General features: G+C 37.8%; 12 protein-coding genes and 1 pseudogene. 8 read left to right on the forward strand and 5 right to left on the reverse strand.

Going from position 1 to position 15,118, the window contains the following annotated elements; translation table 11 throughout:
- Positions 1-500: 500 nt before the first annotated feature.
- The 4 genes from pyrF (at position 501) to ACFIKN_RS02050 (ending at position 4,307) form a co-directional block, all read left to right on the forward strand.
- Positions 501-1,346 carry an orotidine-5'-phosphate decarboxylase gene (pyrF, locus tag ACFIKN_RS02035; protein WP_375657837.1) on the forward strand — a complete coding sequence of 282 codons (846 nt, stop codon included), beginning with the start codon at positions 501-503 and terminating at the stop codon, positions 1,344-1,346.
- A 49-nt stretch (positions 1,347-1,395) separates the two neighbouring features.
- The gene (locus tag ACFIKN_RS02040) at positions 1,396-1,653 is read left to right on the forward strand and encodes a hypothetical protein (protein ID WP_375657838.1); all 258 of its coding nucleotides are present in this window, start codon (positions 1,396-1,398) and stop codon (positions 1,651-1,653) included.
- A 44-nt stretch (positions 1,654-1,697) separates the two neighbouring features.
- The gene (hisS, locus tag ACFIKN_RS02045) at positions 1,698-3,182 is read left to right on the forward strand and encodes a histidine--tRNA ligase (protein ID WP_375631319.1); all 1,485 of its coding nucleotides are present in this window, start codon (positions 1,698-1,700) and stop codon (positions 3,180-3,182) included.
- Between the two features lie 591 nt (positions 3,183-3,773).
- Complete coding sequence (locus tag ACFIKN_RS02050) at positions 3,774-4,307, forward strand: replication protein (protein ID WP_375657839.1); 534 nt, start codon at positions 3,774-3,776, stop codon at positions 4,305-4,307.
- 882 nt (positions 4,308-5,189) lie between these two features.
- Here the strand turns inward: ACFIKN_RS02050 and ACFIKN_RS02055 are convergent.
- The gene (locus tag ACFIKN_RS02055) at positions 5,190-5,714 is read right to left on the reverse strand and encodes a peroxiredoxin (protein WP_375631347.1); all 525 of its coding nucleotides are present in this window, start codon (positions 5,712-5,714) and stop codon (positions 5,190-5,192) included.
- Between the two features lie 218 nt (positions 5,715-5,932).
- On the opposite strand from ACFIKN_RS02055, the gene ACFIKN_RS02060 reads away from it, so the two are divergent.
- The 3 genes and pseudogenes from ACFIKN_RS02060 to ACFIKN_RS02070 form a co-directional block, all read left to right on the forward strand.
- Entirely contained in the window at positions 5,933-7,561 is a 1,629-nt protein-coding gene (locus ACFIKN_RS02060) for an alpha-D-glucose phosphate-specific phosphoglucomutase (protein WP_375657840.1), read from the forward strand.
- A 1,067-nt stretch (positions 7,562-8,628) separates the two neighbouring features.
- Positions 8,629-8,964: a zinc ribbon domain-containing protein YjdM gene (locus tag ACFIKN_RS02065; RefSeq protein WP_375618296.1), complete on the forward strand. Its 336-nt coding sequence runs from the start codon at positions 8,629-8,631 to the stop codon at positions 8,962-8,964.
- 876 nt (positions 8,965-9,840) lie between these two features.
- Positions 9,841-9,921: pseudogene (locus ACFIKN_RS02070) on the forward strand (DUF4102 domain-containing protein); the annotation flags it as partial.
- A 449-nt stretch (positions 9,922-10,370) separates the two neighbouring features.
- On the opposite strand, the gene ACFIKN_RS02075 reads toward ACFIKN_RS02070, so the two are convergent.
- From ACFIKN_RS02075 to murJ, 4 genes are all read right to left on the reverse strand, one after another.
- On the reverse strand, positions 10,371-10,949 hold the full coding sequence (locus ACFIKN_RS02075; protein WP_273790941.1) for a NifU family protein: 579 nt from the start codon (positions 10,947-10,949) through the stop codon (positions 10,371-10,373).
- 59 nt (positions 10,950-11,008) lie between these two features.
- Positions 11,009-11,500 carry a universal stress protein gene (locus tag ACFIKN_RS02080; RefSeq protein ID WP_273790942.1) on the reverse strand — a complete coding sequence of 164 codons (492 nt, stop codon included), beginning with the start codon at positions 11,498-11,500 and terminating at the stop codon, positions 11,009-11,011.
- 62 nt (positions 11,501-11,562) lie between these two features.
- Positions 11,563-12,633 carry a tryptophan--tRNA ligase gene (trpS, locus tag ACFIKN_RS02085; protein ID WP_375631322.1) on the reverse strand — a complete coding sequence of 357 codons (1,071 nt, stop codon included), beginning with the start codon at positions 12,631-12,633 and terminating at the stop codon, positions 11,563-11,565.
- A 60-nt stretch (positions 12,634-12,693) separates the two neighbouring features.
- The gene (gene murJ, locus ACFIKN_RS02090; RefSeq protein ID WP_375637751.1) at positions 12,694-14,265 is read right to left on the reverse strand and encodes a murein biosynthesis integral membrane protein MurJ; all 1,572 of its coding nucleotides are present in this window, start codon (positions 14,263-14,265) and stop codon (positions 12,694-12,696) included.
- Positions 14,266-14,666: 401 nt separating this feature from the next.
- Here murJ and ACFIKN_RS02095 point away from each other — a divergent pair, with 401 nt between their 5' ends.
- Positions 14,667-14,825 (forward strand): hypothetical protein, encoded by a 159-nt coding sequence (locus ACFIKN_RS02095; protein WP_375631323.1) that lies wholly within the window; start codon positions 14,667-14,669, stop codon positions 14,823-14,825.
- The last annotated feature ends 293 nt before the right edge of the window (positions 14,826-15,118 follow it).

Consider the following 15,118-nt stretch of genomic DNA (forward strand, 5'->3'; position numbering starts at 1 on the left):
TTCAGGAATGCGAGTTTCCATGTTTTATCTCCTTGAATATGCTGGAGATACAATGCCTTTTTGCAAATTATGTTCCAAAAGGGATAAAGAGCCGCTAAAAAGGAATAGGAAAGATCTAAAGTTAAGATCGAGATCATCATGGTGGGGCATTTTCTTTTGAAACTTTTGTTTAAAACGCGTTCATAGAGAGTTTTTGTTGATCATAAAAAAGGGTGTGAAAACGACAAGGTACGCCTATAGGGCTTTATGAGGTCATAATAATATGGATGCTTTTTTGTTTATATTCTTTCATAAATTTGAATTTTTATCTCATGACAACGTCTTGGTCGATAAACATATGATAAGCGTTACGAATGGGAATATATTTATGTTTCATAAATAAAAGCACATTTTGTATAGAGAGCTCTTTCTTTGTGTTTTCGCTATTGTATTCTTTTGACAAATGGTTTTCTTTTTGATTGTATCAAAAAGTTTAAAGAGAGACCTTGTTAGGATATAAAATGTTTCGTTCAACTTTTTTTAAAAATCGTGAAATCTATGGACCTCTTTGTATTGGCTTTGATCCGAGCCATAAAGTTTTGCAATCGTGGAAACTAAGCTTTGATTATAAAGGTCTAAAAGATTTTTGTGATATCCTCTTAACAGCGGTTGTGGGTAAAGTGGGGATGATAAAGCCGCAAGTCGCATTTTTTGAATTATATGGTGTGGAAGGTCTTCAAGCTCTCAAAGAACTGATTGAAAATGCACACGAACAAGGCATATTGGTTCTGGCGGATGTAAAGAGGGGAGATATTGGCTCTACTGCTGAAGCCTATGGTAAAGCTTGGCTGGGTCCAAGCAGTGCGTTCAAAGCTGATGCCATCACAGTTAATCCTTTTTTGGGTTTTGATGCTCTTCTTCCTCTGATAAAGGTTGCAGAAGAAACAGGAGCAGGAGTTTTTGTGGTTGTTCAGTCTTCTAATCCAGAGGGGAAACAAATACGAAATGCGCTTATTGGAGATCAGACACTCTCTCTTCATCTAGCACAGTGTATTTGTGATTATAATTCTCAGTCTCCGGTTCTCCATCATAATATTGGTCCCATAGGTGCGGTTATAGGAGCGACATTAGGATCTGGATCAAAAGACACAATCGAGCAGTTAAATAATAGTCTGTTTCTCGTTCCGGGTATTGGCGCCCAAGGTGGAACAATGACACAATTAGCAAATCAATTTCCACAAAGACTTTGGCAGAATGTTATTCCCTCTGTATCACGCTCTATTACAGATGCTGGACGAAATATTGTTGATTTAAAAAATGTTATCAATCATTTTGCAGAACAAGCGCAAAGCACACTGATGTCTTGAGGATTTTTGCATCTGTAATAAATCTGAAGAATTTTGAGAGGGAGGGCTTTTGAGGGGGATGTTTCCGATTTATCCAGAATCAACAGTTGCTTTGTGGTTTCGTTCAAAAAGCGCGGATGTCTTTTCATTGAATGTTAAGCGGGCATTTCATGTTGAGCGGGAGGCTATGTTCCTATTGAAAGTACAAATATTTTCAGTAGATTGCCTTAAGGGTAAGGGTTTACATCCTTCAAAAGCAAAAGCTTATGCATATTGTTACCAGTTTCCAGTTGATAAAGTTATTGCAGCGTTTGTTTCTATAAGATAGACACACGTTATCGGTGAATATATATATTGTTGTTAGAGAAAAACATGTCATCAAAACAAGAAAAAACCAAAGCCCGTTTACCCCGTGGTTTTGTGGATCGTACAAGTGCACAGTTGTATGCAACTGAAACAATGATTGCGCAAATTCGTGAAGTTTATGAACTTTACGGTTTTGAAGCACTAGAAACTCCAATTTTTGAATATACAGATGTGCTGGGTAAGTTTTTACCGGATTCAGATCGTCCAAATGCGGGCGTTTTTTCGCTACAAGATGATGATGAGCAATGGATGTCTTTGCGCTATGATCTTACCGCGCCTCTTGCTCGTTATTTTGCCGAGAATTTTGAAGTTTTGCCAAAGCCTTATCGCAGTTATCGTCTTGGCTTTGTTTTTCGCAATGAAAAACCAGGTCCAGGGCGGTTTCGGCAATTTATGCAGTTTGATGCGGATATTGTTGGAACACCAACGGTAGCAGCTGATGCCGAAATTTGTATGATGGCAGCCGATAGTTTGGAAAAACTAGGGTTTCAGCATCATGAATATGCCATTCGTCTGAACAACAGAAAAATTCTCGATTGCGTTTTAGAGAAAATTGGTTTGGGGGGAAATGAGCAGGCTGAAAAGCGCTTAACTGTCTTAAGAGCAATTGATAAACTGGATAAATTTGGTTCTGAAGGGGTGCGTTTGCTTTTGGGAAAAGGGCGTTTGGATGAAAGTGGTGACTTTACAAAAGGGGCGGAGCTTAAGGATAAAGAGATTGAGTGTATTCTTACCTTAACTGCTGCTGGAGCTGAAACAGCAGAAGAAACGCTTGAGGTTCTTAAAGAAGTGGTTGGTGATCATGTTCAAGGGCGTGAGGGAATTCGTGAGCTTGAGGAAATGCAAGCAATTTTTGTCGCAAATGGCATTCAGAATCGTATCAAGATTGATCCATCGGTGGTGCGTGGACTGGATTATTATACAGGTCCTGTTTTTGAGGCTACGTTGCTTTTTGATGTTTTCAATGATGATGGGCAGAAAGTTGTTTTTGGCTCCGTTGGTGGTGGTGGGCGCTATGATGGATTGGTGGCACGCTTTCGTGGTGAAAACATTCCAGCAACAGGTTTTTCAATCGGGGTCTCACGCTTGATCGCTGCTTTGCAAAATCTTGGAAAGTTGCCTATGAAAGAGTCAACAGGGCCGGTTGTTGTGCTGATGATGGATAAAGAGCCAGAGGCGGTTGCTGGTTATCAAAAAATGGTGATGCAGTTGCGTGGTGCCGGAATTCGTGCTGAGCTCTATTTGGGGGCATCGGGGATAAAAGCGCAGATGAAATATGCAGATCGACGCCAAGCGCCTTGTGTGGTTATCCAAGGCTCACAAGAACGTGAGAGTGGAAAAATACAGATCAAAGATTTGATTGAAGGGGCGCGGTTATCTCATGAAATTAAGGATAATCAAACATGGCGTGAAAGTCGACCAGCACAAGTGACGGTTGATGAAGATCAATTGGTCAAAACGGTACAGGATATTTTAGCAGCTCAAAAATGATAATGGTAAAAGTCTTTATACAAGTGATTGTTCGAAATATTTTGGAAATTTGAAACTCAATTTTTTAAATTTGTACTTTGCTCGTTTACACGTGCTGACGCACGCGTTCAAAATCGAGTTTTTGGAGTGCGTGCGGAATAAAAGAGAGATTTTTAAAGAGGTAAATAAGCGCTATTTGCTATAAAATGTGCCCTTCTGAGGATGCGATGATAATGCGTTAAAATGAGCAAAAAAATTTTAACGAAGAAAAAACTCTGAGAAAATTAAAGGGTTTCACGTAACGCTTCTGCAAAAGTTTATAAAAATATTGACAAGTTCATATTGGCTTCATCTTTGAATTCTCATCTATGAGCATCAAATCCTTTGATGTTCTCTTCTTGGACATTACAAAATCTAGTCTTATTGCAAAAGGAGGGAGAACTAGAGCGTTTTATCCTAAAAGACTTTTTAAGCTTCAAAAAACAATGGAATGACTTAAATCGAACAATTTTTTACAGGAGCATGTTTGGATGAATTGTCAGCTGCCATAATGGTAACTGACTGATAATATGTATTATTTCATAAAATCAACTCTTTAATGGAGAAATGAAAATGGTCCAATATGATTTTACTCTGCTCTATGAACGAAATCCCTTTATTCTTGAAAGACCTGAGAATATTGGAAAGTCATTTAGACTTCCTCCTTCAAATTTCGGATTTGAAGATCTTCCGCAAATTACCTTTTCAGGCGCCTCGTCATGTCGGCGTATGATTTTTGGGCTATCATTTAGTGGTATGAAAGCATTTTTTGTGATGTTGTGGCAGGTAGGGAAAATGTTAGATGAGGGGGATGATGTGGATTTATGGTTTGATCAGATAACATTGGATCATGATATTCTTGAGGAATTTTTGACTTGTGATCTTTCAATTCAAGAACCAGAATATCTTAATTTTGAAAGTTTTAAAGAAGGTATCAAAGAATTAGAAAAGAATAAAATTGTAGCGAAGGGGACAAAAAAAGATTGTTATTTCATCAATCCAGATATTTTTGGTCTTCCTGAATGTGATGAAGATTTTAAGTTCGATGAAGAGGAAGAGATAGAAGCACACTTTACGGTAGAATACCCGAATAAACAACTCCTTTAACCGTTTTTCTCTTAGAGAAAAATAAAAGCTTAGAATAAATAGCCATGAGAACAGCAATGAGTCTGTTTATGGTATGTGAATTGGAATGTTTGCGGGATCTGTTTTGATTTAATATTCTCCATGAATGGTTCTTTATGCAGAGCGGTTTTTATGCCATATTTTCTTCTTTTTATGAGACATAAGTTAATTTGAACTGTGCACCTCTTCAAACAAATGTTTGATCTGTATTTTCTTTCTTGATACTTTTGTAAACTTTGCAGTAATGATGTTCATAGCTCTTGTATTTTGGCGCGTTTACGAGAGGTATTTTTACTCTTTTTAATCGTTTATTCATATGCCAATCCCACTTGCTAATGAGCAAGAAAATAGTTTTAAGGGATTCAATATAAGAAGGGATAAAATAAAATAATTTTATGATATTCGGCTCCTCTCATTCAATATGCAAAATTATAAATTATCTTTATAAATCAAAGTATTGTTCGATACAAAGTTTTTCTCAGTATGAGAAATTTAGCATTGATCTTGCATATTTCATCAATACGTTAGTCCTTGATGTTTCTGAGAGAGTTTTGCATGAATTTGCGCATTTGGCAATTGCATCCCCATTTTTTGATAGCGTGCAACAGCTTTTAACTCTTTGATTTTTTAGCTCCACAACGGGTCCAGATTTTTCATCAGCAATTTTTCAAGTTTTTTCAAAGCCGTTAAAGCATGAAATATTTATTGAAAAAATTATTGCTGTAATATTTTTTCACAGAAGGCGCACAATCAACTTATCGTGTCTGCTTTCACGAATAGATGTTGTAAAAAGTAAACGACACAAATCTTCCTCCTCAGGAAATTTGTGTCGTAAAATTTTGTTTAAATAGACGATTGGGGGAATTAGCTTTTCAAGGCTTCTAAAACATGTTGTGGTGAAGAAACTTCATAAGGATCTGTTGCACAATTATCTGAAAAACCTGCTTCTTCGAACCATTGTTCAACCACACCATCATTAATAACAGCTGCATAGCGCCATGATCGCATGCCGAAACCAACATTGTCTTTTGCAACCAGCATACCCATTTTGCGTGTGAATTCACCAGAGCCATCGGGAATTAATTTCACGTTTTTGATATTTTGTGCTTTTCCCCAAGCATTCATGACAAAAGCATCATTGACGGAAAGGCAATAAATTTCATCAATACCCGCTTGTTTAAATTCATCATAGAGTTTTTCAAAATCAGGCAGCTGAAAGGTTGAGCAAGTAGGGGTAAAAGCTCCAGGAAGAGAAAAAAGAATAACACGCTTTCCTTTAAAGTAAGCATCGCTGTTAACTTCTTGCCACCGATAAGGATTGTCTCCAGCCATTGATTCATCGCGTACGCGTGTGTGGAATGTTACATTGGGAACTGTTTTTTTCATCATCATGATGCTCCTGTATTCTTTTACGAAAATTTTGTTTTAAAACAGCCTTCGTATTTAAAAAACATATGGCAAAAAGCGTTTTAAACAAAAGGGCTTCTTTAAAAACTCTTACTTCTAACGAGTGTGCAAATATTTCACACTTCCGTCAAGTAGAATTAATGGTCGACTTTGGATACTCTTCACCTTAAAATTATAGGAAATCATATAAAGGTATTGATATGACCATAAAGACAGTTTTAACCACGGCTTTTGAGGGGCAAAAACCGGGAACGTCTGGTTTGCGCAAAAAAGTGTCTGTTTTTCAACAACCCCATTATGTAGAAAACTTTATACAGTCTCTTTTTGATAACATTGGGCCTCTTGAAGGAAAAATGTTGATTCTTGGGGGAGATGGGCGCACTTTTAATCGTACTCTTCTTCAGATTGTGTTGAAGATGGCGGCGGCGCATGGTGTTTTTTGTGTTAAAATGGGAAGGGGCGGTATTCTTTCTACACCTGCTGTTTCGCATCTTATTCGTAAAACTCATGCCCATGGTGGACTTATTCTTTCTGCAAGCCATAATCCTGGTGGTCCAGAGGGAGATTGTGGTATCAAATACAATGTCTCCAATGGTGGACCGGCTCCTAATTCTTTATGTGATGCTATTTTTGCAACATCGCAACGTCTTTCCTTTTATAAAATTCTTGAAGCACCAGATATTGATTTAGATAGGCAAGGTACGGTCTTTATGGGAGCCATGCGGATTGATATTATCGATCCTGTCGCTGATTATGTTGCTTTGATGCAAGAGCTTTTTGATTTTGACTGTATTGCTAAGGCCGTTGCTCGAGGTCTTACTTTACGGTTTGATGCCATGCATGCGGTAACAGGGCCTTATGCTCATGAAATTTTTGAAAAATGCTTAGGATTTTCTGAAGGGACAGTGGTTAATGGTATTCCTTTGCCAGATTTTGGAGGCGGTCATCCAGATCCCAATTTGGTTTATGCCAAGGCTCTTTATGATTTATTGATGTCAGAGCAAGGACCAGATCTTGGCGCAGCCTCTGATGGTGATGGAGATCGTAACCTCATTATTGGTCGTGGGCAATTTGTCTCGCCTTCGGATTCTTTGGCTATTATGGCTGAACATGCACACCTTATTAAAGGATATCGAAAAGGTGTTGTGGGGATAGCGCGTTCTATGCCAACGGGGCGTGCTGCTGATTTAGTTGCGGAAAAACACGGATTAAACTTTTTTGAAACGCCAACGGGATGGAAGTTTTTTGGAACCCTTTTGGATGCGGGGAAAGTAACCTTTTGTGGTGAAGAAAGCTTTGGAACGGGCTCTCATCACATCCGCGAAAAAGATGGTTTATGGGCTGTCCTATTTTGGTTAAATCTTTTAGCGGTAACAGAAAAAACTGTCGCACAGATTGTTCAACAGCATTGGTCCACCTATGGGCGTTTTTACACGTTACGGCATGATTATGAAGAAGTCGAAGCAGATAAAGCTTTGGCATTACTAGAGTATTTGCGTGCGCACTTACCACATGCAGGAACTGAAATTGCTGGATTTTTCGTCAAAAAAGCAGATGATTTTACATATCATGATCCTGTTGATCAGAGCGTTAGCACGCGGCAAGGTATACGTATTTTTTTCGAGAATGGAGCACGGTTGGTGGTTCGTTTGTCGGGAACAGGGACGCTAGGTGCTACTTTACGACTTTATTTTGAACAGTATGAAAGTGATCCGCGCAAACACAATTTTAATCCGCAAGAAGTTCTCCAACCTTTGCAACAGGTGGCACTAAAACTGTTAAACATACAACAAGCATTGGGGCGAGATCGTCCTGATATTATCACCTAAGATCATTGGAATGTTTTTTTGTAAAGGTATGATGATTGATCACATGGATGTGATTTTAGGGGCGTGATTTTATGTGCCATAAGCCAGAGCTTAACTCTATTTTTAGGCGAGAATTGTTTTTTCCTCTCTTACATATCAATCGGATTCCTAAAACTGCCGGATTCTTAAAACTAAATGCTGTAGGAAATTATAATCGAGCATAATCGGAGCATTTATGTCCAATGGGTTTGCTCAATGGCTTGATAGAAATTTTTGTTTAATAGGGGAATGTTTCTCATACAAAACAAAATACGATCATTGTTGCACATTTCATATGTTTGTTTTAAAGAAGCTTCTCTCTCAAGACGCTAAAAACGCATCTTATGCGTGTTGCTTTGAAAGGGATAACCGGCCATCCATTGAGCAGCATCATTTTTACGCTTATGAGAGAGTAAGACGGCACCATCATTCACTTTGCCCGCTTTCAATGTTGGCTCTTATATTTGAGAGTGTTTAGTATTTTGGATAATCGTTTTACACGGATTTTCCTACTTGTAACATGCAAACAAAAGGCTTTGGTTGTTTCAATGTAAAAGGGGTTGAGAGAATCTCAGCTTATTTATCGGCTCTCATTCAATATACAAAACCATTAACTATGATCATAAATTAGTTTGTTCTCTAACATTATGAATGCTTTACTTAAATAAAAGGTCAAGTTGAGGCTATCATTTTCTTGTTTCTCAGTTTTTAGCTCTTTGGAAGCGTTTTTATTCAGAGATGTTCCTTTTCTAATTGTTTTTTATTCATTCGTTAATTGTATTGCTGATGTGTAAGAAAATGATTTTGATTAATTTATTAGAGAGAATGAAGTGAGTAAATTTTATGATATGCGGGGGCTCATTTAAGTTATATAATGATCAATCATTTTTATAAACTCATGTATGGTGTGTGATGATAGCATTCATGAACACAGTTGGCAGATGAGGATTGAAACAAAGGGAAATGTTTTTCTAAAATAATGGACAATAAGCACTTCTTGCTTTATGACCAGTCATAATGAATGATTTTTCTTTTAATAAGGGGAATTTATGACCCAATATCCCAAATGTCCTCGTTGTGATTGTCTTTATACTTATGAAGATGGTGAAAATTTTGTGTGTCCTGAATGCGCACATGAATGGCCGCAAAAAAACGATGATACGGTTCTTGTCAATACTGTTTATGATGCCAATGGTCAGATTTTAACAAACGGAGATACCGTTATGGTGATAAAAGATCTGAAAGTAAAAGGCGCTTCATCTGTTTTAAAAGGTGGTACTAAGGTAAAGAATATTCGCTTGGTGGATGGAGATCATAATATTGATTGCAAAATTCCAGGGATTGGTCAGATGAGTTTAAAGTCGGAGTTTGTGAAAAAAGTTTAAGCATTTGTCCTCTTGCAATTGTTTTTGGATTTCGTTGGTTTTCTATTTTTACATTCTTCTCTAATTGGGCATATTTTCCTCCAGTGGCTTCTTTTCTTGTTTCATAGATTACACCAATCAGATAGAAGCAATATGTTTTCCTTTATTGCAAAGCCATGTATCGCAGAGAAATAGCGACTCTGTCTTTTTCTTTTAATATGCGGTATGGGGGACTGGATGTTGACTCACAAGCAACAATAAAAGTATGCGCTTTATGAGAAGAACAATACCGTAAAGTAGACAAACTTATTCCTGCTGAATTGAAAAAATATTCTCATTTTTTGTATCAGATAATTTTTCAAACAACCATAATAGATCTGGCTTCAATGTATTTATTTTTTACAGGTAGTTATATTTTTGCGTCATGTTTATGGAAATGAGATTGAAAATGATAGGGGGGGAATTCTTGATTTTAAGAATGGAAAAAGGACGCTATGATCTTGATAAGGTCTTATTGCCATGCATTTTCCAGCTCTTAGTACTGCAACAGTCTCTTATAAAAGTGTACATAAGAGCTATTAAAAATAGTTTTTGTTATTATCCAGTTTGTGCTGTGTAAGCGGACGATTTTGATTGATTCAACATGGAACAGAATTGAAATAAGAAGAATGTCAGAATTCTCATTGCAAGTTGCAAAATGTGATCTTTGTCGAGTGGCTGAAACAACATATTGATTTATAATAATAAATTAGCGTTATTCATATTGAATTAGAACCCCGAATAACGTGGGATTCTCTCATTTCAAATCTGTTCCATGTTGAATCAATTAAAATCACTTGCTTGCACACCACAAGCGGGGCTGGCGTGTGGGTAAAAATGAGGAAAGAAAGGATTAAAATGACTCTTATGAATCGTCTTAATGAAAGAGCTGTCGCATCATTAGGGGCTGGCAGATATGATGATGGTGCCGGCTTGCTACAAGGAGTATTTTGCGTGATTTGTCGTTGGAAGCACTGAGAAAGATAGAGCAAATGAGCACTCTATCTTACAATGTTTTCTTTTTTGGTTTTTCTTTTTTTTAACGAGGTCGTGTTTTCCTCGTTAAAATTGCATGACAAGATTATAAAACAAAATAAATTTAAAGTGCACGCTCATGCGTTGTACTTCTGTGTACGTATAAATTGGTTTATTGAAACAACTTATGCTTCTTAAAAGGGCAGAAAGCTTTTTAAGGCATATGTGGAGGTGAAAGGTGAGTGAAGGTATCATTATTGGACAGATTTTTTTAACAGTACTCTATCTTTATGGCTGCATAGCTTACTTCTAAAATTTCAGGAATAAAATGACGTAAGATCTTTACATTCCATGTTTGAGCGCTGTTGAAGAGGGGCAATCGGTGTGGTTATTTTATCTATTGAGGTCAATATTTATTGTGGCATGGCTTCAACGCCTAAAACTTCAGGGATAAAATGACGTAAAAGGTTTTCAATACCATGTTTGAGAGTTGCCGTTGAAGAGGGACATCCAGCGCAGGAGCCCCGCATATTGAGATAAACAATACCATTTTCAAATCCGCGAAAAGTAATGTCTCCACCATCATTGGCAACCGCTGGGCGGATACGCGTTTCAAGCAGATCTTTAATGGTTAAGACAATATCAGCATCTTTTTCGTCATAAAATTCTTCGTTAAGGGCATGGGTTTGTGCTTGTGTTGTAGCGTTGGTGGTGATCACTGGCTCATTGGATAGAAAATGTTCCATGATTGTGCCTAAAATGACGGGCTTGAGATGTTGCCATTCCCCTTCTTTTTTGCTTACGGTGATAAAATCATAGCCTAAAAAAACACCATTGATATTGGGAATATTAAACAGTTTAGCCGCCAAAGGTGAGTTTTTAGCTGCTTCTTCAGGGTCACGAAATTCTAATACGCCCTCAGAAAGAACCACGCGTCCTGGCAAGAATTTAAGAGTTGCAGGGTTTGGGGTGGTTTCAGTTTGAATAAACATAGATTCTCCTTTTATAATGAAGGATTGGGAAGATCTTACATTGTAGAATATTATATTTTTTAGGCAATAGATCTAATATCTTCATCGGCAAGATTGCTAGGAATAACAATGACAGGGATTGAAAAAGCTGTTCCTTTATTCCCGATTAATTGAACAAGGGGTCCTGGTCCTTCTGTATGTCCACTGGCTGCTAAAACAATTAGTGCAATCCTTTTATCTTCGTCGATCAGTTTGGAAATCTCATCAATTTTTTTTCCTTCACGCACCACTATTTCTGTTTCAAGCGCATGGGTGGTGCGGACTTCACTGGCAATGTCTCCTAATATTTTATGAGCACTTTGCTTTGATTCTGTGCGCATAACGTTGTTTACACCCAGAAAATGTTGAAATTCTACACTATCAACGACACAAAGTAATACCAATGTTCTACTGGTGTTTTGGGCATGTTGTGCGGCAAACGCAACGGCACGCCGACACTCTGGTGTTTCATCGATAATGACTAAGTTTTTTTTCTTTGGTTCTTTTTTCGGATTTTTGGGTTTGGAAATCATGCACTTTCTCTATTTTGTACAAACGATTTTTTTGCTCTCTACAGTTTTTAGTTTTATTATTTTTATGTATCGTGCAAAAATCCAATAATTTCACGAATTTTTTTCATATTTTCTTCTGCGAGCATACTAGCACGTTTAGCGCCATCATGCAAAACAGAGTCGATATAATCACTTTCTTGATGAAGTCGACGTAATTCTTCTGTTATAGGGGCAAGCTTATGGACAACAAGGTCGGCTAGAGCTGTTTTAAAATGCGAAAATTGTTGACCAGAAAATTCTAAAAGAATCTTTTCTTTGCTAACTTTGGCAAAGGCAGCATAAATACCAAGCAGGTTGTCCACTTCTGGTCGTTCTTTTAAAGCGGTGAGGGTATCGGGAAGAGGAGCCGAATCCGTTTTGGCTTTGCGTATTTTTTTTGCGATAAGATCAGCATCATCGGTCAAATTAATGCGTGAAAAATCTGAAGGATCTGATTTTGACATTTTTTTCGTCCCATCGCGCAAAGACATAACGCGTGTGGCTGTTGTTCCAATAAGCGCCTCTGGGAGGGGAAAAAAGCCTTGTCTTTTTTCTTCATCTGTTTGCATAGAGATACCAAAATTTAATTCGGCAATACGCTGTGCATAGTCGTTGTTAAATTTTTGTGCAATATCGCGTGTGAGTTCAACATGCTGTTTTTGATCTTCGCCTACTGGAACATGCGTTGCACGATAGACTAAAATATCAGCGGCCATCAAAGTGGGATAGGCAAAAAGCCCTAGGGATGCTTTTTCGCGATCTTTTCCTGCTTTATCTTTAAATTGTGTCATGCGTTGAAGCCAGCCAATACGGGCAACACAATTAAAAATCCAGGCGAGTTCAGCATGTTGAAAAACACGTGATTGGTTAAAAATAATGTGTTTTTGAGGATCAATACCGGAGGCTAAAAAGGCTGCTGTCACTGTTTTGGTGGATTCGCGTAAAGTAAGGGGATCTGGGTTGACTGTGAGCGCATGCATATCCACAACACAATAGAGGCAGTGATGAGAGTTTTGCAGTTCAACCCAACGCTGAATGGCTCCAAGATAATTGCCAAGATGTAAATGACCACTCGGTTGTACGCCGGAAAAGACAAGTGGTGTGAAGGTATCCATAGGAGTGCTCTTTCTTCAATTAAGGTTATTCATTTTATTGTTTTTGACAAAGTATAGATATTATGAGCGTTTTTTCAAATTTTTAAGCGTGTGAAAAAAGGAACGGGTGTTGAATAAAAAATAGGCACTAAAATAGATCAAAAATATGCCAATCATGATCCCAGCTAAGGTGATCGCGCGCAAGAAAAATGATGCTTGTGAGGATAAAGGAAAAGACAAAAAAACACACACATTCAATCCGTAATAGAGGGCTAGTGCACTCAAAAGAGTTGCCATCATGAGACATAATATTCGCTTTATCAGTTGGAAGTCGTATTTCCAATAACCGCGTTTGATAAGGACACTCCACAGCAACAGGGTGTTGGCCCATCCAGAGGTAATTTCAGCAATAACAATGCCTCGTGCAGATAGAATAGGAAATAATGTTAAGGCGAGACTGATATTGATGAAAACGCAAATACCTGTAAAAATCATCGGTGTTTTGGTATCTTCATGGGCAAAAAAATTAGGAATAAAGACCTTAATAAGAACAAAAGCTGGAAGTCCTAATCCATAAAGTTCTAGTAATTGTGCAACATGGTGTGTTGATTGACTGGTAAATTGGCCTCGCTCAAAGAGCAAACTGACAATGGGAGTGGAGAGCAGCAAAAAAGCAATGGATGCTGGAAGTGTTAACAACAATGTTAATTCAATAGAGCGATTTTGTAAATGGTGGGTTTCTTTATGCTTTTTGCTCCGCAAAGCGCGTGTTAATTCTGGTAAAAGAACGGTTGCAACGGCAATGGCGATTACGCCTAAAGGCAATTGGTAAAGACGATCAGCGTACATCAAAGAAGAGACAGCACCCGATTGACTAGAAGCAATGTTGGTATTAATGAGCAAATTAATTTGTGTGATGCCACCCGTAATGGCTGCTGGGAATGCTAAAGTTAATAGCTTACGAACATTAGGACTTAAATGGGGCTGGCGGAAGGAAATTTTCATTCCACTTTGACGCAAAGCAAGGGCAATTAAGGTGAGTTGAAGAAGCCCTGCTGCTAATACACCCCAAGAGAGATTTAAGCCGATATGCCAAGCGTCAAGTTTATAGATCCAAGCATAGGCAAGCACACCAATCAGAATAATGTTTAAAAAGAGTGGGGCAATGGCGGCAATAAAATAGCGTCGCAGAGCATTAAGCATGCCCCCCATCATGGCAGCAAGCGACATGCAGGTTAAATAGGGAAACATGATTGCAGTAAAGTGAATGGTAGCGTTAAATTTTGTTGCATCTTCGGTAAAACCTGGGGCAATAATGGTTCGTACCAAAAAAGGCATACTCAGTTCCATCGCAATCGTTAACAGTAAGAGCAGCGAAAAGAGAACGCCAAAGACTTCTTCTGCAAATTTGCATGCTGTTTCGTGACCTTCTTCAGTGATTTTTTTTGCAAAAAGAGGAATGAAAGCAGCGTTAAAGGCACCTTCAGCAAAAAAACGACGAAATGTGTTGGGAAAACGAAAAGCAGCGTTAAAGGCATCAGAAACAGGACCTGTCCCTAGGGCTGCTGCCATAAGCATTTCGCGTACGAAGCCAAAAATACGGCTCATAAGGGTTCCGGAAGCAACTGTTGCAATTTTTTTAATCAATGTCATAAAGATATATCAACTTTGTTGTAAAAGAGAAGCGATGACAGGAGAAATAAACCGTTTTAAATCTTAAAAATCTGATCTCTATCCTAATCAAGGATACTTTTGGAAAGCGTTTTACGACGGTGTTTATCTCTCTGTCAACAATGGTGCTTGAAGACTTTTTTATGCTCCTTGTTTACTGTTGCATTAAAATTTTTATTGTTGCCATAAAATAATTAAAATTTCTTTTTCAAACTGAAATATGGGAGAAATATCATAACAGTTTTAAGGGACATATAAGGATATATAATGATAATTTCTCTTTATGTTTTGATGTCGTGAATAATGCAACCCAATACCTTACTGTTTTACGTGAGGGGCATGACCCTATTTAAAGAACGCAAATAAAATAAAAGCATGAAACAATGTGCAATTTCCATTATTTAAAAAACAGCGCTTTAGATGTTTTAAAAAGTCGTAAGGTTGAGCTAAAAGGTGATGGTAAAGCTGGTGATTGGTTTTCACTTTTACGGCTTTATGTTCTCTCCAAATTTGGCTGCCTTTTCGTTTTAGAGATTACATAAACAAAAGGATAGGAAGACGTGATCTTTCAACAGCATTTTGTCTGTTTTTAGCACGACAGGTAATGAAAGTGATTCATTATCATTTTTGAAAATGATTGATCCTTTTATTTTTCCTGTTTAGGTTTCTTTTCACAGTTGATGAGGATAACATCTGAGAAAATAAGATAAAATTGCTCTCTCATGGTTTCCATTCTCGTTGAGGTCGATTGATTTGCCGATGAAGGCAGGGGGGGGGTAAAGGCTATCATTTTCACCAGAGAGGGTAAAAAAGTTAAAGTTTATGAACCTTTCAG

Origin of the sequence: Bartonella sp. CL436QHHD (assembly GCF_042195105.1) — a bacterium.
In the GTDB taxonomy this organism is placed as follows: domain Bacteria; phylum Pseudomonadota; class Alphaproteobacteria; order Rhizobiales; family Rhizobiaceae; genus Bartonella.

Excerpts from the sequence above, each read along its gene's own strand:
- trpS (WP_375631322.1), bottom strand. The coding sequence starts at position 12,633 with ATGGATACCTTCACACCACTTGTCTTTTCCGGCGTACAACCGAGTGGT.
- pyrF (WP_375657837.1), top strand. The coding sequence starts at position 501 with ATGTTTCGTTCAACTTTTTTTAAAAATCGTGAAATCTATGGACCTCTT.
- ACFIKN_RS02055 (WP_375631347.1), bottom strand. The coding sequence starts at position 5,714 with ATGATGAAAAAAACAGTTCCCAATGTAACATTCCACACACGCGTACGC.
- ACFIKN_RS02050 (WP_375657839.1), top strand. The coding sequence starts at position 3,774 with ATGGTCCAATATGATTTTACTCTGCTCTATGAACGAAATCCCTTTATT.
- ACFIKN_RS02080 (WP_273790942.1), bottom strand. The coding sequence starts at position 11,500 with ATGATTTCCAAACCCAAAAATCCGAAAAAAGAACCAAAGAAAAAAAAC.
- murJ (WP_375637751.1), bottom strand. The coding sequence starts at position 14,265 with ATGACATTGATTAAAAAAATTGCAACAGTTGCTTCCGGAACCCTTATG.
- ACFIKN_RS02075 (WP_273790941.1), bottom strand. The coding sequence starts at position 10,949 with ATGTTTATTCAAACTGAAACCACCCCAAACCCTGCAACTCTTAAATTC.
- hisS (WP_375631319.1), top strand. The coding sequence starts at position 1,698 with ATGTCATCAAAACAAGAAAAAACCAAAGCCCGTTTACCCCGTGGTTTT.
- ACFIKN_RS02065 (WP_375618296.1), top strand. The coding sequence starts at position 8,629 with ATGACCCAATATCCCAAATGTCCTCGTTGTGATTGTCTTTATACTTAT.
- ACFIKN_RS02060 (WP_375657840.1), top strand. The coding sequence starts at position 5,933 with ATGACCATAAAGACAGTTTTAACCACGGCTTTTGAGGGGCAAAAACCG.
- ACFIKN_RS02095 (WP_375631323.1), top strand. The coding sequence starts at position 14,667 with ATGTGCAATTTCCATTATTTAAAAAACAGCGCTTTAGATGTTTTAAAA.